This is a genomic window from Methanoculleus sp. DTU007, assembly GCF_001512385.1.
Taxonomy (GTDB): Archaea; Halobacteriota; Methanomicrobia; order Methanomicrobiales; family Methanoculleaceae; genus Methanoculleus; species Methanoculleus thermophilus.
Genome location: NZ_LFRO01000074.1, coordinates 19,710 through 40,482, shown reverse-complemented (window position 1 = coordinate 40,482; position 20,773 = coordinate 19,710). Strand labels below are relative to the sequence as shown.

Annotated in this window: 20 protein-coding genes; 7 read left to right on the top strand and 13 right to left on the bottom strand. The window is 60.0% G+C overall.

From position 1 onward, the window contains the following. Nucleotides 1-7 precede the first annotated feature (7 nt). The 6 genes from ACI94_RS08215 to ACI94_RS08190 all read right to left on the bottom strand — a co-directional run bounded on the left by ACI94_RS08215 (nt 8) and on the right by ACI94_RS08190 (nt 6,423). Nucleotides 8-829 carry a mechanosensitive ion channel family protein gene (locus ACI94_RS08215; protein ID WP_066955775.1) on the bottom strand — a complete coding sequence of 274 codons (822 nt, stop codon included), beginning with the start codon at nt 827-829 and terminating at the stop codon, nt 8-10. Nucleotides 830-1,179: 350 nt separating this feature from the next. Further along, a complete protein-coding gene (locus ACI94_RS08210) occupies nt 1,180-2,106 on the bottom strand; it encodes a lactate utilization protein (RefSeq protein ID WP_273259311.1) in 927 nt (308 codons plus the stop codon). Between the two features lie 132 nt (nt 2,107-2,238). Beyond that, nucleotides 2,239-2,550, bottom strand: a complete 312-nt coding sequence (locus tag ACI94_RS08205; RefSeq protein WP_066955772.1) for a hypothetical protein — start codon at nt 2,548-2,550, stop codon at nt 2,239-2,241. Between the two features lie 225 nt (nt 2,551-2,775). Then, a complete protein-coding gene (locus ACI94_RS08200; RefSeq protein WP_066955769.1) occupies nt 2,776-4,281 on the bottom strand; it encodes a glutamine synthetase family protein in 1,506 nt (501 codons plus the stop codon). Between the two features lie 105 nt (nt 4,282-4,386). Then, nucleotides 4,387-5,436, bottom strand: coding sequence for a M28 family metallopeptidase (locus tag ACI94_RS08195; RefSeq protein ID WP_066955766.1), 1,050 nt, complete (start codon nt 5,434-5,436; stop codon nt 4,387-4,389). Between the two features lie 6 nt (nt 5,437-5,442). Next, nucleotides 5,443-6,423, bottom strand: a complete 981-nt coding sequence (locus tag ACI94_RS08190) for a M28 family metallopeptidase (RefSeq protein WP_083524753.1) — start codon at nt 6,421-6,423, stop codon at nt 5,443-5,445. A 182-nt stretch (nt 6,424-6,605) separates the two neighbouring features. On the opposite strand from ACI94_RS08190, the gene ACI94_RS08185 reads away from it, so the two are divergent. After that, nucleotides 6,606-7,037 carry a DUF61 family protein gene (locus ACI94_RS08185; RefSeq protein WP_066955760.1) on the top strand — a complete coding sequence of 144 codons (432 nt, stop codon included), beginning with the start codon at nt 6,606-6,608 and terminating at the stop codon, nt 7,035-7,037. A 371-nt stretch (nt 7,038-7,408) separates the two neighbouring features. Here ACI94_RS08185 and ACI94_RS08180 read toward each other — a convergent pair whose 3' ends face one another. After that, nucleotides 7,409-7,987 (bottom strand): hypothetical protein, encoded by a 579-nt coding sequence (locus ACI94_RS08180; RefSeq protein ID WP_066955757.1) that lies wholly within the window; start codon nt 7,985-7,987, stop codon nt 7,409-7,411. A gap of 126 nt (nt 7,988-8,113) precedes the next feature. Here ACI94_RS08180 and ACI94_RS08175 point away from each other — a divergent pair, with 126 nt between their 5' ends. Further along, nucleotides 8,114-8,794: a M48 family metallopeptidase gene (locus tag ACI94_RS08175; RefSeq protein WP_066955754.1), complete on the top strand. Its 681-nt coding sequence runs from the start codon at nt 8,114-8,116 to the stop codon at nt 8,792-8,794. Here the strand turns inward: ACI94_RS08175 and ACI94_RS08170 are convergent, their stop codons facing one another. The 6 genes from ACI94_RS08170 to ACI94_RS08145 form a co-directional block, all read right to left on the bottom strand. Further along, the gene (locus ACI94_RS08170; RefSeq protein WP_066955751.1) at nt 8,795-10,402 is read right to left on the bottom strand and encodes a PAS domain-containing protein; all 1,608 of its coding nucleotides are present in this window, start codon (nt 10,400-10,402) and stop codon (nt 8,795-8,797) included. 186 nt (nt 10,403-10,588) lie between these two features. Then, nucleotides 10,589-11,260, bottom strand: coding sequence for a small multi-drug export protein (locus ACI94_RS08165; protein ID WP_066955748.1), 672 nt, complete (start codon nt 11,258-11,260; stop codon nt 10,589-10,591). A gap of 33 nt (nt 11,261-11,293) precedes the next feature. Beyond that, the gene (locus tag ACI94_RS08160; RefSeq protein ID WP_066955746.1) at nt 11,294-11,746 is read right to left on the bottom strand and encodes an adenylyltransferase/cytidyltransferase family protein; all 453 of its coding nucleotides are present in this window, start codon (nt 11,744-11,746) and stop codon (nt 11,294-11,296) included. Next, nucleotides 11,743-12,114, bottom strand: coding sequence for a Mov34/MPN/PAD-1 family protein (locus ACI94_RS08155; protein WP_066955743.1), 372 nt, complete (start codon nt 12,112-12,114; stop codon nt 11,743-11,745). The genes ACI94_RS08160 and ACI94_RS08155 overlap by 4 nt, the downstream gene beginning before the upstream one ends. A gap of 94 nt (nt 12,115-12,208) precedes the next feature. Then, nucleotides 12,209-13,408, bottom strand: a complete 1,200-nt coding sequence (locus ACI94_RS08150) for a fasciclin domain-containing protein (RefSeq protein WP_286681291.1) — start codon at nt 13,406-13,408, stop codon at nt 12,209-12,211. 239 nt (nt 13,409-13,647) lie between these two features. Then, complete coding sequence (locus tag ACI94_RS08145) at nt 13,648-15,072, bottom strand: dihydropteroate synthase-like protein (protein ID WP_066955741.1); 1,425 nt, start codon at nt 15,070-15,072, stop codon at nt 13,648-13,650. A 43-nt stretch (nt 15,073-15,115) separates the two neighbouring features. On the opposite strand from ACI94_RS08145, the gene ACI94_RS08140 reads away from it, so the two are divergent. The 5 genes from ACI94_RS08140 to ACI94_RS08120 all read left to right on the top strand — a co-directional run bounded on the left by ACI94_RS08140 (nt 15,116) and on the right by ACI94_RS08120 (nt 20,742). Further along, nucleotides 15,116-15,808 (top strand): PHP domain-containing protein, encoded by a 693-nt coding sequence (locus ACI94_RS08140; RefSeq protein ID WP_286681290.1) that lies wholly within the window; start codon nt 15,116-15,118, stop codon nt 15,806-15,808. Further along, nucleotides 15,805-16,599, top strand: coding sequence for a tRNA pseudouridine(38-40) synthase TruA (truA, locus tag ACI94_RS08135; RefSeq protein WP_066955735.1), 795 nt, complete (start codon nt 15,805-15,807; stop codon nt 16,597-16,599). The genes ACI94_RS08140 and truA overlap by 4 nt, the downstream gene beginning before the upstream one ends. A gap of 589 nt (nt 16,600-17,188) precedes the next feature. Beyond that, nucleotides 17,189-18,232, top strand: coding sequence for a glycosyltransferase family 2 protein (locus ACI94_RS08130; RefSeq protein ID WP_224732711.1), 1,044 nt, complete (start codon nt 17,189-17,191; stop codon nt 18,230-18,232). Between the two features lie 37 nt (nt 18,233-18,269). Beyond that, nucleotides 18,270-19,349 (top strand): non-hydrolyzing UDP-N-acetylglucosamine 2-epimerase, encoded by a 1,080-nt coding sequence (gene wecB / locus ACI94_RS08125; RefSeq protein ID WP_066955732.1) that lies wholly within the window; start codon nt 18,270-18,272, stop codon nt 19,347-19,349. A 19-nt stretch (nt 19,350-19,368) separates the two neighbouring features. Then, the gene (locus ACI94_RS08120) at nt 19,369-20,742 is read left to right on the top strand and encodes a nucleotide sugar dehydrogenase (RefSeq protein WP_273259177.1); all 1,374 of its coding nucleotides are present in this window, start codon (nt 19,369-19,371) and stop codon (nt 20,740-20,742) included. The last annotated feature ends 31 nt before the right edge of the window (nt 20,743-20,773 follow it).

Here is a 20,773-nt window from a genome sequence, read left to right as displayed (position 1 = left end):
GGAGGGCCTATTCTGCCCCCGTCAGGTGAACGTCCAGTTGCGGGAAGGGGATCTCGATGCCGGCCTCTCGAAACGCCCGGAGGATACCGCGGTTTAAGTCCCCCTGCACGCCCCCCACATCGGACGTCTTCGTCCACGCCCGCAGAGCAAGGACCACCGAAGAGTCGCCGAGTTCTGTGACGACGACCGCAGGTTTCGGCGACGGGAGCACCTTCTCGTGGGCCGCCGCGAGATCGGTGGCGACCCGGATTGCCGTATCGAGATCGCTGTCATAGGCAACCCCGACCTTGACCTCGACGCGGCGGGTCTCCATCCTGGAGGAGTTGATCACAGGGTTTCCCCAGACAAGGGAGTTCGGGATGGTGATGTAGGTGTTGTCGGGCTTGAGCAGTTCGGTCGCCAAGATGCCGACCGAGACTACTTTGCCGGATATGCCTTTGACCTCGACGAACTCATCCTTATCGATGGGGCGGAATGCCGCAAGCCAGACCCCGGCAGCGAGGTTGTTGATTGAATCCTGGAGGCCGAAACCGAGGATCAGCCCGATCACCGCCGAGAGCCCGAGCACCATGGAGGAGATGTCAACCCCTAACGCCGCAAGGACGATGAGGGCGAGAATTACATAGAGCAGGACCGAGAAGAACCTGGCCAGGAACTCGACGACCAGGCCGGGGAGGTTTGACGCCCGCGAGAGCGCTGTTGTGAAGGTGGACGTGAGCACCTTCACCACAATCCATCCGATGATCGCGACGAGTATGGCAAGAACAACCCTCTCAAGCGTGATACTGGAGAGCGGAACAGTGAAGTCGAGGATCTCTGCGATCTCCATGATCAAACTGGCACGCGTGTTTTGATATACCAAACCCGAAAAGATGAAAAAGATCCGCCGCTCATCGGGTCCAGCGTGACCGGGATGAGGGATGGGCCACCTCCGTTCACCACGATGCCGCCGCTCAAAGCCGTCCGCCATCTCCGGTGAGGGCGTAGGGAGTTTGGGAGTAAACGGCGGCTGGAAGTTTCACCGCTCGGCTCCAGAGTCCCGGCGCGCCTCAATCTTCTCTCGCGAAGATCTGCAGGACCACGAGGAGAGGGAGGGATGCGGTTGACCCAAAAAAGGGTGGTCGGGCAAACGCCTGTCATGAGGACGTCGATCCTCTCCCCTGGCAGGACGGCCGGATTTCAGTACCCGAGCGGCTGGCGGATCAGGATGAGCGTGACTCTCCCGTCGGTCTCCTCACGGTCGAGGATGACGTACTTGCCGATATAACTCCCGATCCCGTAGGCACGCTGCGCACGCTGGTTCTCAAGCGGCAGGCAGTACTCCCGGCACCGCCGGAGGGCGTCCTCAAGGGTCGGCACGATCTTATTTGCCCCCGAGACGAGGACGAGGTGTGCCGCCGCGTGAGGCCAGGCCCCCGTCCGGCTCCCGGTCTTGTCGCACGCGACGAGTTCCCCGGTCTCTGCGATCGCCTGGACGCCGGAGAGGAAGTACTCGGCCGCGACGCTCTTTCGGCGGAGTGCGTGCCGCTTCTCGGTGTCGTTCTCGGCCGTGATGACCGCATGGTAGTCCCGCCACCCTTTCGGGTTCTCCTCAAGGACCCGGTCAAAACCCATCTCGATCAGGGTCGTCGAGTAGCCGTTCATGACCTCGGCCCCTCCGGGGATCAGGTCAATGACCGCTTGAAGCGCCTCATCTGCCGTATCAACAATAATCACCCTGATGTTTCGTGCTTCAATCGCTTCGACCGTCCTTTTGATCGTCGCCTCATCCGGGATCCGGTTCCACCGTTCGGCGTCCACCCCGGCATCCTTCAGCAGGTTGACTGCGCTGTACTCCGTGGGTCTTTCCATCTGCTGCCCAGCAACATTCACCATCCGATCACCTGCGGAACGGGGGACGTCATCCCACATATACCTCTCGATGGCGCGGGCAGCCTTGTGAACTCTCCGGCCGTCTCGATACCTGGAGTGGAACTGCTGTCCGCATCTACCTTGCGGGATATCCCGGACGAAGCCGGGAGGGGCGGCACCCATCCGTACTGGAGGGTTCAATAGACAGGTCACGTTCGCGATCATCGGGGTCTCCATGGTCGGGGTGGTCTCCATGCTCCTCAACGCCAGGAGACTCTGAGGATGACGCGCCGTCCTCTCAGGGCATCCTCGGGTCCACGGCAGGGTCAAAAGCGCTACCGTCGAGCCTGCGTACTTAAGAGATCCAGACAGCGCACCTAAAAATGGTCAGGGAGTCGGTGCGGCCTTGACAGCCGCCTCTTTCTCTTCCATCGGCTCGCTGTCCCAGATTATGGGGCTCTTCATCTCGGTCATGATCACCCGTGAGCCGGGAGGTACCCGGATCGCATCACCTATATCCTCCGGGGCCCGGGCCCAGACGATCTGATGCCTGACATCCCCATCGGGCAGCAGCACAACGACGCTATAGGTGTTCATACCTTCCTCGGGAACCTCTTCTTCCCCGGGGGTGATGCGGTAGCAGGTAAACGTGACCGGTCCCGCCTCTCCTGCCATACTCTCTTCTGCTCCACCTCGCATACGCGTTCCTCCATCGCCCGGGCGTGCGCGGACCACCGCGGTTTCGCACGACCTCAACGGCATCGGCCGGGGATCCCGCTCACTCCCGGGAGTCACCCTCTCTGGATTCCCCCGTAATAATAACTTGCCCGTGCCGAACCATCGGTCAAAAGAGAGAATACTCCCCCGGAGAGGAGCCCGTATTCTGCTGATTAAAAAGTATATCGAGAGTCGGCTCTCCGTCTCTCATGCCACATGGAGGTACTGGTTGACCAGTTCCCGGATGGCTTCGTTGTTGCCGTAGAGCCTCTCGCTCAGCCCGCGGTCATTGTAGGCCTTCAAGTTGGCGATCCGGCTGTCGATCATCCCTGCCGGGAAGACACCGTCCTTCTCAAAGATCGCACGCTTTGCCTCGAGCGCCTCGGCGGACTCGACACAGGAGGCCGGGAGCTGCTTGAGCTCCGCGAGGCGTTCACGGAACTCGGGCCGGAAGATGTTGCCGCTGACGTAGAGCCGCTCAGCCATCTCGAGCGCATTGGGCATCTCGATCCCGTGCAGCGACGCCACGATGAGGCCGGCGACGGTCAGGTAGGGATCGGCCGAACCGTCGGCGACCCGGTACTCGAACGTCTGCTTCGACGGCCGCTTCTCCTGCCACGCTTCCTCGCAGGGATTGGCATCGTGGGCCATGTCTTCGGCACCGATCCAGCCGAGGGGCACGCGGACAACGACCGAGCGGTTGCGGTCGCCCCAGCAGATCGTCGTCGGGGCTTCCTGGTGGGGGACGAGACGGAGATAGGAGGTCGGGATGGTGTTTCCGAAGGCCGTCAGGGCATCGGAAACGTCAAGGATGCCGGCGATCATCTTCCGGGCGAGCGGACTCAACTTGCCGCCCTCGACGGTCAGGTTCTGGCCGTCCTTCTCGACGAGCATATGGAAGTGCATGCCGCTCCCTGCCTTGCCGACGGTGATCTTCGGGGCGAAGCTGATATCGACGCCGTACTGGTAGCCGAGCATCCGCAGGATCCACTTGGCGACGATCAACTGCTCGACCGCCTGCTCCGCCGGCATCGGCAGGAACTCGATCTCGTGCTGCTCGTAGTAGAGGTCGTCGGCATAGAAACAGCCGACCTCCGAGTGGCCGTACTTGATCTTTCCGCCGGCACGGGCGATAAGGCGCATCGCCTCATCCCGCAGATCCGCGAACTTGACGAAGGGTTCGGCCGAGTGGTAGCCTTTCTGGTCGCGGCCCGGGTAGAGGTCCTCGCGGGGAGCGATGACGTAGTATTCGAGCTCGCCAAGGGTCTTGAAGGTGTACCCGGTCCGGCGGGTGAACTCCTCGTTGGCCTTGCGGAGCACGTACTCGGGGGAGCTCTCAAGCGGCTTCCCATCGGCACCGTAGAACGAGCAGAGGAGCTCCAGTGTCGGCACCTCGGCAAAGGGATTGACAAAGGCCGTCCGGTAGCGGGGAATCACGTACAGGTCGCTGCTCCCGGCCTCAATGAATGAAAAGAGGTTGCTGCCGTCGACGCGTTCGCCGTCCGAGAGGATGGCGTCAAGGTGGTCCTTTGAGGAGATGACGAAGTTAAGGGTCTTGAGCTTGCCGTCCTCGGCTGCGTAGCGGAAGTTGACCATCTCAATCCCGTTCGCCTCGCAGAACCGGATGATATCCTCCTTGGTAAACTCCGCGGGATCCTTCTTGAGAAAACGGACCAGATCGTTGGGGTTCATCAGGATCTCAGAATCTTTCATAACTGTCTTACGTTGGTCATGACGCTATAAAAAGCGTGTTCTTATCCCCGCATCCGGTGTGGCGAAAGATCCAAATTCAGGCTCCGGGAAGGCATTTCACCGGCATTACGAGCAGCCACAGAGTTCAGTTGGATTGATCGAGAGTTGAAGGGACGTAAGAGAGCATCTATTCCCTTCTGCGCGATTGTTAGCGCCCCAGTTTGGCATCATAGGCCAGGAAACCCCGGGATCGCTTCCACCCTCCGGGGGTGGGGAGACGAGACCCTCCATCCTTGCGACCCTCGCAAGGACCGAGAGCCCCAGCCGGGCGTTTCTCTCGGCAAACTCAAACGACGCCTGATCGATGGTATCGTCCGGCGTATGGGCCGGCCACTGCGGTAGAGCATGCGCCATGAGTGCCGGATAGCCCCGGGACCAGAACGAGATGTGGTCCGAGATGAACGGGGCTGCACTCCGGGTCAGGGTGAAGTTGGTCCCGTAGAGGGTGTTGTGGTGCACCACGAGCTCTGCCGCGCTCCGGGCCCCCTGGTCGTAGAGGAGGTTGAGGCGCGGTCGGTCCCCTTCCCCGCGGCAGGTTGAGTCGTAATTGAGATAGAGCGCGATCGGGGCCGGCGGGTTCTCGACGTACCTGCGGCTGCCGTGCCTCCCGTTCTCCTCAGCATTCCAGAATGCGAACTCGACCGTCCGGTCGAACGAGTGGCCGCTCATCACCCGGGCAAGTTCCAGGACGACCGCGACCCCGCAGCCGTTATCGGTAACCCCGGGGGCACGGGCAGGATCAGACGATCGGCTGTCGTAGTGCGCTCCGACAACCACAATCTCAGCCGACGACGCGTTGGTTCCGGGGAGCCGTGCGATGACATTGTGCACCTCTCCGCCCTGGAACTCGACCTCAAGCCCTGGGATGGCGGATAGCCTCTGGTAGATATACTCGCCCGCCTCCCGGTTCCCATCGGACCCGTAAGCCCGGGTCGAGAAGTTCTGCAGGTCATACGCGGTCTTTCGGATCTCACTCCCGTCCACCTCATCAAGCAACGCCGCAATCCCGGGATCGTATCCCGGAGCGTCTGAGGGCGCAGCCGCGGCCGGGGCAAGGATGAAAACGATCCCATAGGCCGCAAGGAACGCAACCTGCAGGCAGCTGCGGGACGGCATGGATGCTCACCCTGCAGGCCGGGCCTTCTGGACAAAGAGGTCGCTTCCGTCTTCCCTAATTCCAGCCACCTTTGCGATGAGCGAGAGGCCAAGCCCCGCGTTTCTCTTTGCGTATTCAAACGAGACGTGCTCGGGGGTGTCGTCCGGGGTATGCGCCGGACCGTGCCCATCGCTATGGGTCGCCACGGCCGGATACCCCCGGGCCTGGAAGGGGATATGGTCGGAGGAGCAGGTCTGATAGTTGTTCAGGGTCAGGCTGAAGTTTGTGCCATAGAGGACGTTATAACCCGCAAGAAGCGCCGCAGCCTCCCGGGAGCGATTGTCGTAGATGATATCGAGGACGGACCAGTTTTCAGGGTCGTAGCAGGCCGAGTCGTAGTTGAAGTAGAGCGCGACCGGAGCGGTGGCATTCTCGACGTAGGCGGAGCTGCCGTAGCTCCCGTCCTCTTCCGCGTTCCAGAACGCGAACTCGACGGTCCGGTCAAACGAGTGGCCGCTCATCACCCGGGCGAGTTCCAGGACGATCGCGACCCCGCACCCGTTATCGGTAGCACCGGGCGCACGGGCAGGATCGGACGACAGGCTGTCGTAGTGCGCCCCGACGACCACGACCTCGTTCAACGACGTGTTGGCTCCGGGGAGCCGTGCGATGACGTTGTTCACCTCTCCGCCCTGGAACTCGACCTCAAGCCCCGGGATGGCGGATAGCCTCTGGAAGATATACTCGCCCGCCACCCGGTTCCCATCGGACCCGTAGGCACGTGTCGGGATGCTCGAAAGATCGGACGTCGTGTTGCGAAGTTCGGACTCATCGATCTCCGCAATCATCGAGGCGATGGCGGGGTCGTAGTCCATCCCAAACGTCTCGGCGGCGCCCGCCGGGATGATCATAAGGAGGACTGCAACGCCGACAAGGAGCAGGAGAGCGTAGTGAACCAAGAAGCGTCGGCAGCCATACCGGGTCGAGTTGCATTCAAATGGTTGCATAGGGAACGCCTGATATGGAGTAAGAATACATATACCTTCTCCCGCTCCAATGGAGCCCACGAGCAAGACAGAGAGCACATTCCCTCTGGATCTCCCGGATGTTGCCGGGGCGATCATGGGGGCCAGATATATATTACATGGCAGAGACTGGTCTATGTACCCAGCAAAGGATCACTACAGATATGTCCAACCGACCATCAGCAAGCGACGAGTCGACCCTCCTGCGATGGATGCGGCTTGAGATCGGCAGGATCAATGACGGCGTTGTCGAAGAGCGTAAGCGCCTCTCACGGCTTCTCACAGAGGAGCACCCCTCGTCCGTCACGAAGGGTGGAGACCGCTACGACTTTAACCGTGATGTCCTCCTCCGGATGCAGGAAGCCCTGCCGAGGGACCTGCAGCGCCGACTCCGGCTTCCGATCCTCTTCTACTTCGACTCGACAGTCCCGGGCAGTTTCTTCCTCGCGGACGAGGCCGCAGTCCAGGCTCTCCAGATCCTAAAGGAGATCAGCCCTCTCCGGAGGATGCAGAACGGTCGGCTCTGGATATCAAAGCCCCTCGCATACACCATCATGAACCGCTATCCGACGGCCGTGCAGATCATGATGGGGTGAAAAGAGAGAGGGTGTTCCTCCCCACCCAGAGTTCTCATCACCAAAGGATCCGGCCGATTTGCGACGATCGCGTATGCAGCCGGTGAGGCGCTCTCGGGCAGGTCAACGACACGCGATGCGTCATGGCCTGGCGAGACGGAAGACGGCCGATCCGATGTTCCAACGACTATGCAGGCTACCAGCCCGCCAACGACCAGAGCCTGAATGGCAAGGGTCAGTACGGTGGCCGTTTTCTGCTGATGGATTCTATCACCTCGGATGCCTGGAGGTGAAGATCACATATAAAATTTGTTATCGGGTAGTATATTCGTAATATATATTACTACCCACCTGGCTTGAGCGTAATGCGTTCCCGGAGAGAACCCTACCAGTCACCCGGAACGGCCGGCCGACCGACCGGACACGTCACCCCGCCCGAGGGTTCGCCGGACCCGCTCGAAGACCGGGAGCGTGACCTCGTCCATCCGGCGATCGAAGTAATCCACCCACTCTGCCACGACCGCAAGCTCCCTCTGCTGTGCATCCAGCCGCTCCTGGAGTTTGGCGGCCTCTTCTCGCCTCTCTTCCCGCTCCTGCTCGAGTTCAGCCACCAGACGAGCAATCTGGCGTTCCTGCCGGGCCAGGGTCTCCTGCATCGCTCTGATCTCGAACACCACCTCCGGCGGGAGCGGGGCGGCGGCTCTCTCGATCGCCTCCGCAGGCTCCCCCTGTGGCTCAGGTTTTTTGCCGGAGCGGATCTCTTCAGCGACCTCTTCGGGCGTGAGATCTTTCCCAGAGAGTTCTATGAGTTCCCTGACTATATCGACCGCCTTCGGCGGGAAGAGTTTCACCGGGCCGACGGTCCGGTAGGTGAAGAGGCTGTCATAGGTCTGGACGAGTCTCCGGACATCTCGTTCGGAGATCCCGGTGAGGCTTGCGATATCGCCGATCTTGAGCTCTTTATCCTTCATGGGACCACCACTGCACCCGGGGAGACCCCCAAAGAGGAGCCTTGCCGTACTTCTCTGTTGCCATCGGGTATAGGTTCGTGCCGGATCATGTAATTTTTCTCTCCGTCACCCTAGTAAATAGTATAGATGGACCAGGGAGAGACAAGCAGGCTCCTGGCCGAAACGACCGTCATCCGCAAGGCCGTTCGTTCCGCCAGGCTCCAGGTGAGGCCGGACGGGACTCTGCGGGTGGTCGCCCCGCCGTCCTTCGATGTCAGGGGGTTCCTGCAGCGCAACGCAGCCTGGATCGAGAAGCGGCGCAGGGTCCTCGATAGCCTCGCCGCCGAAGGGCGCGGAAAAGAAGAGATGCTCCTCCTGCACGGTAACTTCTACCGGAGGGTTCCCGGCACCCGGTTTACGGTTGATGAGGCGCGCAAAACCGTCGCCTATCCATCCGCCCCGGCTCTTCGGAGAAACCTCTCCCAGCTGCTCAAGGAGGAGATCAGAGACCGCCTGGAAGCATACCCGGACCTTGCCCGTAATTGGTCCGGGCGGACTACGGTGAGACTGCAGAGGACCAGGTGGGGAAGCTGCTCTGTGCGCGGGAACCTGAACTTCAACCTGCGCATCGTGGCCCTCCCAAAACCCCTGCGGGAGTACGTCATCGTCCACGAGGCCGCTCATCTCCAGGAATTGAACCACTCGGAGCGGTTCTGGCGCCTCGTGAGCAGATCGTATCCCGAACACCGGGCGGCGGAGGCCGAACTCCGACGCTACTGGGTCATCATCGAGCGAAACCGGGTCTGGAGCGAACTTGCGAAGGTATAATCACGAGTACTTCCGCCAGAACATCGAGAGTTTCCTCGATTCCGCCCACCGCTCATCGAGCTGGTCGATGATCGCGTTGATCCGCTGCACCTGCTGGCGGATCTTCTCGGTCGTCTCGGCATCGTCGAGCAACTCCGCACGCCCCATGATCGCCTGGAGAGGGTTTCTGATATGGTCGGCGAGCAGGGCAAACTGTTCCATATTCCGCTCGATCTGACCGTACGCCTTTGATTTGAGTTCTTCGACCTCCTTCTGAGCGGTAATGTCCCTTGTGATCGTGATGACCATAGCGACCTCGCCCTCCTCGAAGATCGGGATCCGCATCTCCCGGAGGACCACAACCTGGCCGTTGAGGGTGAGAGACCGTTCCGACGTCAGCGGTCGCCCGGTCCGTATAACCCGCTCGTATTGCTGCCTTGCGGAGGGAGGGAGGAACGGCAGGACATCAAAGAGGTTTCTACCGACGACATCCGTCGAGAGACCGAGATCCTCGCACCAGGCGATGAAAGCCTCGTTTGCAAGGAGAAGAGTAAGCCCGGTATCGACGACGGTGACGGTATCGGTGATGGAGTCCAGGACAATCTGGTAGAGACCCTCCGACTCACGGAACGTGTACTCCGACTGTTTTCGGTCAAGCGCGCTCGCGATCAGATGGGCGGCCGCAGTGAGGAGCAGGATCTCATCGTCGGTAAACCTGACATTCTCAGTGTTCCGGTCGAACCCGACAAAGCCGACGACCGCCTCTCTCAGCAGGATCGGGATCATCAGTATCTCCGTCGCACCGCTCCGTTTCAGGAGATCCCGCTCATCCCTTCCCGACCGCCTCCTTCCGGCCGCCTCACCCAGGTGCACGGTCTCGCCGTCCAGAATCTGCTCGACCCACCAGGGGAGATCGGTTGAGAGGAACTTCTGGAACTCTCCGCGCCGGGACCTCTGTTCGGGTGTACGCCACTCGTGCGTCGTGCCAAGCAGTGTCCTCGAACTGTTGAAGAGGGAGAGGTAGGCCCTGCATGCCCCGCACCCGCGGCCAAGGTCCTCGAGTGACTGCTCTATGGCCCTATCCATCTCTTTGAGGTCAAGGAAACGCTCGGGCATCGCCGCAAGGGCCTCCTCAAGGCTCCGCTGACGGTGCGGAACCCGTCGCGCGGAGACGTCAAGGCATGAGATGATAAGCCAGGGAGCGGCTGTCCCTGGATCCTGGAAGGTGCTGATCGAGATCCGGGCATCAAAGACGGTTGAGTCTCTTCGTCGGGCTGTAATCCGCCCGCTCCACTGCCCGGCTGAGAGGGCGCGGCCGATGCAGTCGAGACCTTCGCCCGGGGTGGACCAGAGGTGGTCGAGAGGCCTTCCGATCATCTCCTGCCGGCCATATCCCCACATGCCAAGCAGCGAAGCGTTGACGAATACGATACGTCCCTCCCCGTCGGCAATGCAGATCCCGGAGAGCGAGGTCTTGATCACCTCCCATAGCATCGTAGCAGTCAGACCCGGGAGGACGGATCCAGTCGCGCTGGTGAGAGCATCCGCTCCTCTCTCGCAGTCCCGACGACCGCCAGGCTGCTGTGCAGGCGCATCCTTTGGCGAACCGTTTGCTGTATGCGGATCCATATCTTCTGGCCCACCCCGGGCAAGCAGAGTCACCAAACACTCATCCAGATCCATGATGACCCGATCGGTTGGTTGATCAATCCCCGGGTTCCGATATTACCTTTTCCATTTGGACTGCAGCGGTGCCGGACCCGCGTGCATCAACCGTCCCGTCCCGGGCCTCAGAATAGGGGATTGGGAAAGAGATCAGGCATTCGACTCCTTTCTCCAGGAATGGGCCCGGTACGCCACAGCGAGAGCGGTGCCGATCACGAGGAGAATTATGACCGAGATCCAGAGCCCGGCCTCAGCCGGGATGAGGTGGGTGACGTAGTCGATGCCGAGAGCGATCGAGAAACTGCCGATGATGCCGCCGATGGTGATGCAGGAGAGGACCTCGGCCTTTGTCATCCCGAGCATTCTTCCGATGATGGAACCGACGATGCTCCCCGACCCGTCAAAGGGGAGGGCCACAAAAGCAATGAGGCCGACGAAGTAGAGCCGCTCAAGCCACGGCCGCCGGTCGAGGAAGGTCCTGCCGGCCTCCATGAACCGCCGGACCCAGGGACCTAGACGGGGGATCCGCAGGAGCAGCGGGAAGTTCCAGGCCATAAATAGCCCGCCGGCGAAATCGAGGAACGCCAGGGTGAACGCAGTCAGCCACCAGGGAATCCCGAGAAGGATGCAGGCCGGGATGATCGTCTCCCGGCCAAGCGGCGGGACGATGTAGGCGACCATCGCCCCGAAGAGGAGGAGCCACTGTTCCGGGGGCAGGACGAACCATACAGCAGCAAGATAAAACCCGCAGAGCAGGAACGGGAACGAGACCTTCAGCCAGCTGCTGGTTCCGTCGCCGCCCCATTCATCCGTCTGCTGCATGAACCGCCGTCACCCGCGGATGCGTCCCCGGGATCACTCCCCCTCTCCGGCACGGCCAACGAGACGGTGGGGACCCCGGGTCTTCAAGATATGCTCGACGATCTTCGATGAACTGGCAAGCGGGCCGGGATATCCGGGGATCCTGACGACGTCAATATCAAGCCCGCGATCGCGGAGTTTTTGGCGGAGGTCCTCCTCGTTGAAGTGCTGGTTGAACCCGAGCGTGATGATATCGGGCCGGATCTCCTCGATCGGCCTGAACATATCATCCAGGTCGCCGAGAAGCGCGTGGTCGACCGGACGCAGAGCCCGGACCATCCGGAGCCTCTGCTCCTCCGGGAGGATGGGCCTTGGTTTGTGCTTCACGTTCACGTCCCGGGCCACGATCACATAGAGTTCGTCACCGAGGTTCCGGGACTCTTCCAGGTAGTAGAGGTGCCCGGGGTGGAGGATATCGAACGTTCCCGTCGCGACCACGCGGGTCATTCGACCACCTCAAGGTGCACCGGGCTGCCGTCCGCCCGGTAGCATCGCCAGTCCCGCTCCCCGTAGGGATAACCGATGATGATGTGGTAGCGGCCCACGCCGGGGAAGAACCGCAGATCCGCTGAAGACGGCGAGAGGACGCCGTTCGGGTGGCTATGGGCGCTGCCGGCCTGGTGGATATCCAGCGGGAGCATATCGACGAAGAATGAGGCGCTCTCTTCCCCGACGACGGTGCCCGGCACCAGGTCGAGGTCCTGGATGATGCCGTCTCTCTCGCGCAATACGGCAACAAACTCGTTTGGATGATGCTCCCGCCCGAGTTCAAAGAGCATCGTAAGTAGATCCCTGCTGATCCCGCGTATGGCCATTCTCCTGAATAGTAGGAGAGGAGGGGACATAAGCCCTCGCGTCCGGCATGTATGCCGGACCTCCGAGATCCCGCAACGGAAAAAAATGGGGTCTTCAGGGGATGACCCGTGCTTCCAGTGCCTCTCCGGACGTCTCGTTCCCCTCGACGGTGATATTCACCGTATCAAAGACGAGCGGAATGAGCGGTGTGTGGTCGTTGTTGACCACCTGGACCGAGAGGTTGTGCTCGCCCGCCGTCACGTTCCCCCAGGTGTGGGTGAGGTTTGTGGAGACGACGTAACCGCCGGTCGGCGGGATGGCCGGAACGCTCTCATTCGTCGGTATCGGGGCGTCCAGGTAGTAGTGCAGATGTCCCTCGCCCGGCGCGTTCGGCTGCCCGGTCGGTTCGACCAGCGTGAAGTTTGTCACATTCACGCTCACCGTGACGTTCCCGGCGGGGACGCCGGCGCCCTCCATGGGCTCAATGATCGTGACGTTCACCTCACCGGCCGGCGGGGCAAGACCCGGCGGGAGAAGGACCACATCGATGATATGGATGACGCCGTTCTCGGCTACCAGATCGGATACCGCGATGGTGGCGTTCTCCACCGCGAGGCTGCCGTCGGCCGCCTCAACCGTGAGGTTCTCCCCGGAGAGCGTCTCAAGAGCCGTCTCGTTTCCGGCAGCATTCAGGTCTTCCACGGTATAATTCCCTCTCACCACATGGTGCATCAGGAGAGCGTCAAGCATCTCGGTATCATTTGAAACCAGATTAAAGAGGTCTTCGTCAAGGCCCTCAAAGGCAGCATCGCTGGGAGCAAAGACCGTATACGGCCCACCGGTGGAGAGCACCGTCTCCGTAAGCCCGGCCGTCTCGACAAGCCCCGCGAAGGTGGTCAGATTCTCATTCTCTCCGACCAGATCGGCGAGCGTCATGTTCCCGGTCACATTCTCCCCGGGTTCGACGGCCATACCCTCCGGGACGACGATGACGACGCCCTGCATGGGTGTCCGTTGCGTTGAAGCATTGATCGTGCACCCGTACGGGTACGTCCCCGGATCGATGAAGGTGTAGTCGAACGTCTCGTTCTGCTCTATCGGCCCGGAGTCAAAGAGCCCTCCCGCGCTGGTGACGGAATGGCTCACCCCGTCATAATTTGTCCAGGTTACCGTCGTGTTGCTCTCGACCGTGAGCGCGGCGGGATGGTACGCCCCACCACGTATCTCAACTTCGGCGGTCGCCGCGAGGGCCGGCAAGGCGACCAGACCGACGGCCAGGATCACGGCAAACCCGATGATTGGATTCATCCTCATGCAGTCTCACCACAATTTGCGTCCAGGCAGGGAGAGGAGTCAAAATTCCAAACAGCCTTCCAGTTTCCAGCAGTCCATGGTATCGGGATACTCACCAGGAGGGTCAGGCACTACTCGCCGCTGCCACGGGCATGAGAAATAATATTATGAATATATAAATATTATTATAATTTGTGAGGAGTGAAGTTCCAGACGGGAGCCGCCCCCCGTGAGCATGACGATCTACCAAAACAGACCGCTCAGAATGGCCCGTCCTGCTCAAAACTTCTCTTATGCCGGATGGCGAGTTCCGCCTTGAAGAGTTCTTTGCCGAGGTATGCGGCGTGGTCGAGCCGGGAGAGACTCCCGTTTGAGAGAAGCGTATAAAAGACGTCTTCCCAGGATCTTCCCCGCACGGCCCGGCCCCGGTGAACCGCGACGATCCAGTCGTCCTCGATCCCGATACGGATGCACCCGAGAGGATCGTAGACGATCTCGTCGGGGGCGGGGTGCGCATCAACGATACTCTCATACGCGAGCGGGGGTTCGCGTCGCCGCCGCTTCTCTTTGAGGATCAGGAGGTCGAGCCCCAGATCTTTCGGATACGGCCGACCGGTCATGAGGGCCACCATCTCGGTCGCACGCCGCATCTCCGCCACCGATCCTCTGGTCTTATCACTGTGCTCGCTCGTGAAGACGACGGCGGCACCGACCTCGTGGGCCATCCCCGCAAGCAGGGCGTTCGCCCCGGGCGAATCGGCGTCCATCAGTTCCACGACGTTTCCCGCCCCAAAAAAGAGGGGGTGTGGAGCCGCCTTGAAATTGGCAAGCGAATCGACGAGCCCCGATCCCACCGGCTGGAGGAGAGGGTCGGCGATGAGGCGGGAGATCCCGGCCTCTCTTGCGGCGGCGATATTCTCTTCAAGCGTCCGCTCGCGGGGCACAACGACCGCGGCCGCCCCGGCATCGGCGACCGCCTTCCCGACGGCCGGGATGTTTTCCTCATGCAGGGAGAGGACCAGATCGGCGCGAAAGAGCGCCGCAGCGATGAGACGGGGATCCTGTGTATCGACCGCGAGAGGGCCATCAATCCCCTCGAGAACCGAAAAAACCCTTTTGACATCATCAGGGGTCGCATCGAACCCGAATCCCAGGTCCACGATATCGGCCCCGTCGGCAAAGAACCGTTCGACCTCAAAGACCAGATCGTCGCGCCTGTGCGCATCCATGATCTCCGCAAGCACCTTCATCCTCGAGTTCCCGCCGATCTTTACACCCCGTATGACGAAATCGGCGTCTGCCTCCACCTCCCGGAGCGCCACCTGCCGGCAGGCCTCCTCACGCCGGGTCTCTGCAAGGAACTCATCGGCGGGGACGGTCTTTGAGAGGGTAACATGGTCGAGCACCGAGAGGACAATCGGGAGGTCAGCCGCATGCCGCGGGCCACGGTAGACCGGGACACCGGTTTCGCGCTCGACATCCGCGAAAGATGCCGTGCACATCCCGGAGACGATCGCCATATCGTAGTTGCCGCCGGCTAGAAGCCTTCGGAGAACCCCGGGGGTAAGAAACGAGGCGATCTCGCCGGTGACGACCACATCTATCGTGTAGCGGTCGCGGAACCGCTCAGCAACGGCTTTGACGATCTCCACCGTTGCCGATCCCGTCGGGAGAAGAATGCGCATACACTTCACTTATTAGGCAGAGGATGACAAATAATCTGATCTCATGTTACGGTGCGATCTGCACGTCCACACCAGATTCTCCAAAGACGGGGAGAGCAGCGTGGAGGAAATTCTCCGGCGGGCGGAGTCCGTCGGCCTCGACGCCGTGGCAATCACCGACCACGACACGGTCGAAGGGGTCCGCTACGCCCTGGAGTGCGACTCCTCCGTGACCGTGATCCCCGGGATTGAGATATCGACAAAGCAGGGTCACCTGCTCGCTCTCGGGGTCACCGAGCCCATTCCGGCCGGTCGGGACTTCTTTGAGACCGTCGCGTTAGCCAGGGATCTGGGTGCCCTGCTGATCCTCCCGCACCCCTACCACCGCTGGCGCCACGGCGTCGGGAGACGGCTTGCCGCGGGTATCGAAGCGGTGGACGCTGTGGAGGTCTTCAACAGCCGCTACATCACCGGGTCGGCGAACCGGAAGGCCGCAGTCATTGCGCGAAAGTTCGGAAAACCCGGTGTTGCCGGGAGCGACGCTCATAACGCCCGGTATGTCGGGTTCGGAGTCACCTACGTCACGGCCGAGCCGGATGTAGACTCGATCCTCTCCGCGATCCGGGAGGGACGAACGATGGCGGGGGGCAGGATGACGCCGCTGCACACCTACACGCGCCAGTCAATCAAAGGTGCTCTGCGCAGGATACGGCGAACGATGCACCGGCCAATCTTCCCGCCTGGACGGGGTCTATGAACCTAGCAATCCGTTTCTCGTACTTTGGAGACCGTTTCTACGGCTCACAGATGCAGCCGGGGCTTCGGACCGTGGAAGGCGAATTCATTGAGGCCTGCAGACGCCTCCAGGTCTTCGACGACTGGCGGGAGGCGCATTTTGTCACCGCCGGCCGCACCGACCGCGGGGTGCACGCCCGAAACCAGGTCTGCTCGTTTCGAACCGAGGCACCCGACCGGGCAGTCTCTGCACTGAACCATCTCCTCCCGGCCGACATCTGGTGTACCGGGTGGGCGAGCGTGCCGGACGAGTTCAATCCCCGGTATGGAGCGCTATCAAGGACCTACCGCTACTACTTCTTCCCCGCTCCGGAGGATGTTCCCTCCATGCATGATGCTGCACAGGAGTTCATCGGGGAGCACAACTTCTCGGCGTTTTCCCGCCCTAGCGACCGAAGCCCGGTGCGGAGGATTCTTGCGGCACGAGTCTTTGAGGACGGACCGTTCGCCGTCTTTGAGGTGACAGGAGAGAGTTTCCTCTGGAATATGGTACGGTGCATGGCGACAGCACTCGAGCGTGTGGGGAGAGGAGAGGCAGGATCCGGAGATATCGCCCGTCTCCTTGCGAAGCCAGCGGGCCAGAGGGTCCCCGCCGCTCCTCCAGAGGGGCTTGTCCTCTGGGACATTGATTATGGAATTACCTTCACGCCGGTCCAGATCGATGAAAAAAGCCGCCGATACATTGCAGATCGCCACCGCCGCCACGCCATCATGGCAGAGATCTCTGCACGCCTTACGCCAGGAGAGATATAAGCGGTTCCTGTCCCCCATCAGGCAAAGCCAGGGGATAGACGGAACATAGATATAAATATACCTTATGCGGCAATCGGGTAAAGATATGATCGGAAAAACAGGTCTCTCATATTATCGCCGATTTAAAAGGATCCGACCACGAGCAATAGATCTGCCAAAGATGGTGCGGCAAGAAAAATCAGCCATATTGCTCATCTGTCAAGAACACAACATATAATCATTTCGGACAACGATCCCCGAGGGGATCAAGTCCTGGACAAATCCGGATATTCAGACAATCCTGCCATCTATTTGGGGAATTAGTACGCTTCTACCCTTCAACCGAAATGCTTAATTAGCCAGATACTATTTTAAGGTCACCAAAATCAACATATTAACATTAACAGATTGTATTTGTTAAATCATTATCATTAATAATAACTTATTAATATATGCCAGAACAGTCCCGTTTCAGTACGTCAAGGGGGGAAAGTGGATGTACAACAAGGATCCAGTTCAGGTGGGTCCACCCGCTCACCTGGAGGGGTGGTTCACCGAAGCAACAACGGTACCATCGCCGCAGTACACAGATACGCAGAATAAGAGATTGTTGGAAGAACATACACCCCGGTTTGTCGGGCAAGAGAGCCAGATCGAGATCCCTGCCCTCCACTGCGAGGTCCAGGAGCAGATTACCCCATTGAGAACGCCGACAGCCAGGGAGCATTGGCGGATAGTGAGCGAGACCACAGAGACTGCAGTCCTCCCCTCCAAAAGATCGGGCCGGATAAGAACGCTTGTCGCTATCCCCTGTTTTAATGAGGAGATTGCAATCGGCTCGGTTGTTCTGACGGCCCGATTGTATGCAGACGAAGTTCTGGTGATCGATGATGGGTGTACGGACAGCACCGCAAAGGTCGCCCGGGAAGCCGGTGCGACCGTCATCTCGCATGGCCGCCGGATGGGGAAAGGACGGGGCATCAAGAACGCTCTCAGATACGCAATCGAACACGGTTACGACTGTCTGGTCTTCATGGATGGAGACGGTCAGCATAACCCGAGGGAGATACCTCTCCTGACCGAACCGATCCTCGCCGATACTGCTGACATCGTCATAGGGTTTCGAACCTTCGGCCAGATGCCCCTGTATCGGAGGCTTGGGCGGGCTGTGCTCGATCTGGCCACCAGCAACGGGAGTTCGATCACCGACTCGCAGTGCGGATTTCGGGCGCTGAACCGGAAGACAATGGAGTCGATGCTTGATACGTTACGAAAAGATGATTTCTCAACCGAATCAGAGATGCTCCGGATCGCGCAGGAAAAGCACCTGCGGGTTGGAGAGACACCGATCAACTGTAAGTATGGTGACGACCTTCACACATCCACGAAAAACCCCCTATCCCATGGAATAGAGGTACTTGGGTCGATATTCTGGCTCACAATCGAGAGAAAACCTCTCCTGTGTATTGGTCTTCCCGGGCTCGTCGCGATCTTCGCAGGCGTCTTCGTCCTGCTCCAGTTCTTTTGGGACTTCAGTGCGACGGGTCTTGTCCCGGTCGAGCTGGGTATGCTCGCGTCGCTCTTCCTGATCCCGGGGACAATTGCACTCATACTGGGTCTAGCCCTCGCTCTTATTGCAAGAATGCAGGAGTGAGAGGGATGAGGGGCACAACAACGAGATGGAGCGTAGAATGATTGGAATCATACTTGGTACGCGGCCGGAGATCATCAAGATGTCTCCCGTCATCCGGGAATGTGAACGCAGAGGTCTGGACTATTTCATCCTCCATACCGGGCAGCATTATTCCCCCGAGATGGACCGGGTCTTCTTTGAGGAACTTGAACTGCCAGATCCGGACTACAACCTCGACGTGGGTCCCGGGACCCATGCCAGCCAGACAGCGAAGATCATGACCGGCGTCGAGGACGTCCTGATGAAGGAGTCTCCCGAGATCGTTCTGGTGCAAGGGGATACAAACACTGCTATGGCCGGGGCTCTCGCAGCATCGAAACTCCATGTGCGGGTGGGCCATATCGAGGCTGGCCTTCGGAGTTTCAATCGACAGATGCCGGAGGAGATCAACAGGGTGCTCATCGACCATATCTCAGACTACCTCTTTGCCCCGACGGAGAATGCCAGAAAGAACCTCATATCCGAGGGGATTGAAGGCTCTAAGATCTGCACGACCGGCAACACCATCGTCGATGCGGTGTACCAGAATCTCGAGATCTCGAAGAGGAAAGTCAACGTCTTAAAAGATCTCGACCTCAAGCCCCGGGAATACTTCCTCGTCACCGCTCACCGTCAGGAGAACGTGGACAACCGGGGACGGCTCAAAGAAATCCTCAAGGGTCTTGAGAGCGTCCAGAAGGAGTTCTCCATGCCGGTCGTCTTCCCGGTTCATCCGAGGACTGAAAAGAGGATCAAGGAACTGGGCATCGGGGTCAACGGACTGAATCTCACCAAACCATTCGGATTTTTAGAGTTCCTGCAGCTGGAGTCCCAGGCAAGACTCGTGCTGACCGACTCCGGCGGTGTTCAGGAGGAGACATGTATTCTCGGCGTTCCGTGCGCCACGATGCGGTATGACACGGAGCGCCCGGAGACGCTGGATGTCGGCTCGAACATTCTGGTCGGTGCCGACTCGACGAGTATCCTTGCCGGGGTTCGCGCCGCAGCAACCAGGGAATCCGGCTGGATGAACCCTTACGGCGATGGAATCGCCGGAAAGATGATCGTGATGGTCTGCGCCGCCGCACGGTCCCGATAACCCTACGAGGAGAATGCGCATGAAGATCTGTGTACTGGGATTAGGATATATTGGACTGCCGACCGCGCTGCTCTTTGCCGCCCATGGAGCAGATGTCGTGGGTGTCGATGTGAAGCAGGATGTGGTAGACTGCTTAAACCATGGGAACCTCCCGTTCAAGGAGCCCGGGATCGAGGATCTGTATCGCGAGGCGAAAGACCGATTTACCGCAAGCATTGAGCCTGAACCCGCAGATGTATTTCTGATGGCCGTCCCGACGCCCCTGGATCCGGCAACCAAGGTCTCGAACCTCACATACGTCAAATCGGCCGCCGACTCGATCGTTCCCCACCTTCGCAAAGGAAATCTTGTCATTCTTGAATCGACCGTCCCGCCCGGAACGAGCGAACGGGTCGTCATCCCAAGACTCGAGAAGAGCGGCGTCAGGATCGGGGAATTCCTGTATGCCCATTGCCCCGAACGAGCAATCCCCGGACACACAATACAGGAGATGTCAGAAAACTCCCGTATCATTGGCGGATACGACCGGGACTCTATCGACAGGGCGACATCGATCTACCAGACCTTCGTCCGCGGCCAGATCTACCAGACCGATATACGGACGGCGGAGTTCGTCAAGTTGATGGAGAACACCTGCCGTGACGTAAACATCGCGCTTGCAAACGAGTTCGCCCAGCTCGCCGAGGAGTGCGGGATCAACGTCTGGGAGGCGATCACCCTCGCAAACAAGCATCCCCGTGTCTCTATCCTCAACCCCGGTCCTGGTGTGGGAGGACACTGCATCGCCATCGATCCCTGGTTCCTGACCGAGAACTCGACACGGTGCAGGATGGTCTCTACGGCGCGGGAAGTCAACGACTCCATGCCGAATTATCTCCTGCACATCGTCCGTGGTCTGCTTGCCAGCGTGAGAGACCCGGTAATCAGCATCTTTGGCGTTGCCTACAAAGGCAACGTCGGGGATACCCGGGAGAGCCCGGCATTCAAGTTTATCCAGCTTGCTGAGAATGAAGGGTATGCCATCCGGTGCCACGACCCTTACGTGAGCGAGTTCCCGTACCCCCTCATGGATGCGGCGGACGCGGCCGCAGGAAGCGACTGCATCGTCGTACTCGCCGACCATGACGCGTTTCGCACGCTCGAGCCCGCGGGACTCCAGGTGAGAACCAGGCTCGTCATCGATACCAGAAACATTCTCGACCACGAGAGGTGGGCCAACCAGGGTTTTGCCGTCCGGGTTCTCGGAGACGGTTCATCGGTGCAACCGGTGCCCACAGGTGAGATCGTTCCACCGGCAAGCGTCTATCCTACAGATACTGCACAATCAATCGCGCCCACATCGCCGCCGTCACTCACCCTGCTCACCCAGAACGGGCGGGAGGGCTTTATCTAGTCCCCAATGACGGCGTAACACGGGGAGGATC

What these genes read in the sequence shown, in the direction of transcription:
- ACI94_RS08215 (WP_066955775.1), bottom strand. Translation starts at nt 829, where the DNA reads ATGGAGATCGCAGAGATCCTCGACTTCACTGTTCCGCTCTCCAGTATC.
- ACI94_RS08210 (WP_273259311.1), bottom strand. Translation starts at nt 2,106, where the DNA reads ATGGAGACCACCCCGACCATGGAGACCCCGATGATCGCGAACGTGACC.
- ACI94_RS08205 (WP_066955772.1), bottom strand. Translation starts at nt 2,550, where the DNA reads ATGCGAGGTGGAGCAGAAGAGAGTATGGCAGGAGAGGCGGGACCGGTC.
- ACI94_RS08200 (WP_066955769.1), bottom strand. Translation starts at nt 4,281, where the DNA reads ATGAAAGATTCTGAGATCCTGATGAACCCCAACGATCTGGTCCGTTTT.
- ACI94_RS08195 (WP_066955766.1), bottom strand. Translation starts at nt 5,436, where the DNA reads ATGCCGTCCCGCAGCTGCCTGCAGGTTGCGTTCCTTGCGGCCTATGGG.
- ACI94_RS08190 (WP_083524753.1), bottom strand. Translation starts at nt 6,423, where the DNA reads ATGCAACCATTTGAATGCAACTCGACCCGGTATGGCTGCCGACGCTTC.
- ACI94_RS08185 (WP_066955760.1), top strand. Translation starts at nt 6,606, where the DNA reads ATGTCCAACCGACCATCAGCAAGCGACGAGTCGACCCTCCTGCGATGG.
- ACI94_RS08180 (WP_066955757.1), bottom strand. Translation starts at nt 7,987, where the DNA reads ATGAAGGATAAAGAGCTCAAGATCGGCGATATCGCAAGCCTCACCGGG.
- ACI94_RS08175 (WP_066955754.1), top strand. Translation starts at nt 8,114, where the DNA reads ATGGACCAGGGAGAGACAAGCAGGCTCCTGGCCGAAACGACCGTCATC.
- ACI94_RS08170 (WP_066955751.1), bottom strand. Translation starts at nt 10,402, where the DNA reads ATGGATCCGCATACAGCAAACGGTTCGCCAAAGGATGCGCCTGCACAG.
- ACI94_RS08165 (WP_066955748.1), bottom strand. Translation starts at nt 11,260, where the DNA reads ATGCAGCAGACGGATGAATGGGGCGGCGACGGAACCAGCAGCTGGCTG.
- ACI94_RS08160 (WP_066955746.1), bottom strand. Translation starts at nt 11,746, where the DNA reads ATGACCCGCGTGGTCGCGACGGGAACGTTCGATATCCTCCACCCCGGG.
- ACI94_RS08155 (WP_066955743.1), bottom strand. Translation starts at nt 12,114, where the DNA reads ATGGCCATACGCGGGATCAGCAGGGATCTACTTACGATGCTCTTTGAA.
- ACI94_RS08150 (WP_286681291.1), bottom strand. Translation starts at nt 13,408, where the DNA reads ATGAGGATGAATCCAATCATCGGGTTTGCCGTGATCCTGGCCGTCGGT.
- ACI94_RS08145 (WP_066955741.1), bottom strand. Translation starts at nt 15,072, where the DNA reads ATGCGCATTCTTCTCCCGACGGGATCGGCAACGGTGGAGATCGTCAAA.
- ACI94_RS08140 (WP_286681290.1), top strand. Translation starts at nt 15,116, where the DNA reads ATGTTACGGTGCGATCTGCACGTCCACACCAGATTCTCCAAAGACGGG.
- truA (WP_066955735.1), top strand. Translation starts at nt 15,805, where the DNA reads ATGAACCTAGCAATCCGTTTCTCGTACTTTGGAGACCGTTTCTACGGC.
- wecB (WP_066955732.1), top strand. Translation starts at nt 18,270, where the DNA reads ATGATTGGAATCATACTTGGTACGCGGCCGGAGATCATCAAGATGTCT.
- ACI94_RS08120 (WP_273259177.1), top strand. Translation starts at nt 19,369, where the DNA reads ATGAAGATCTGTGTACTGGGATTAGGATATATTGGACTGCCGACCGCG.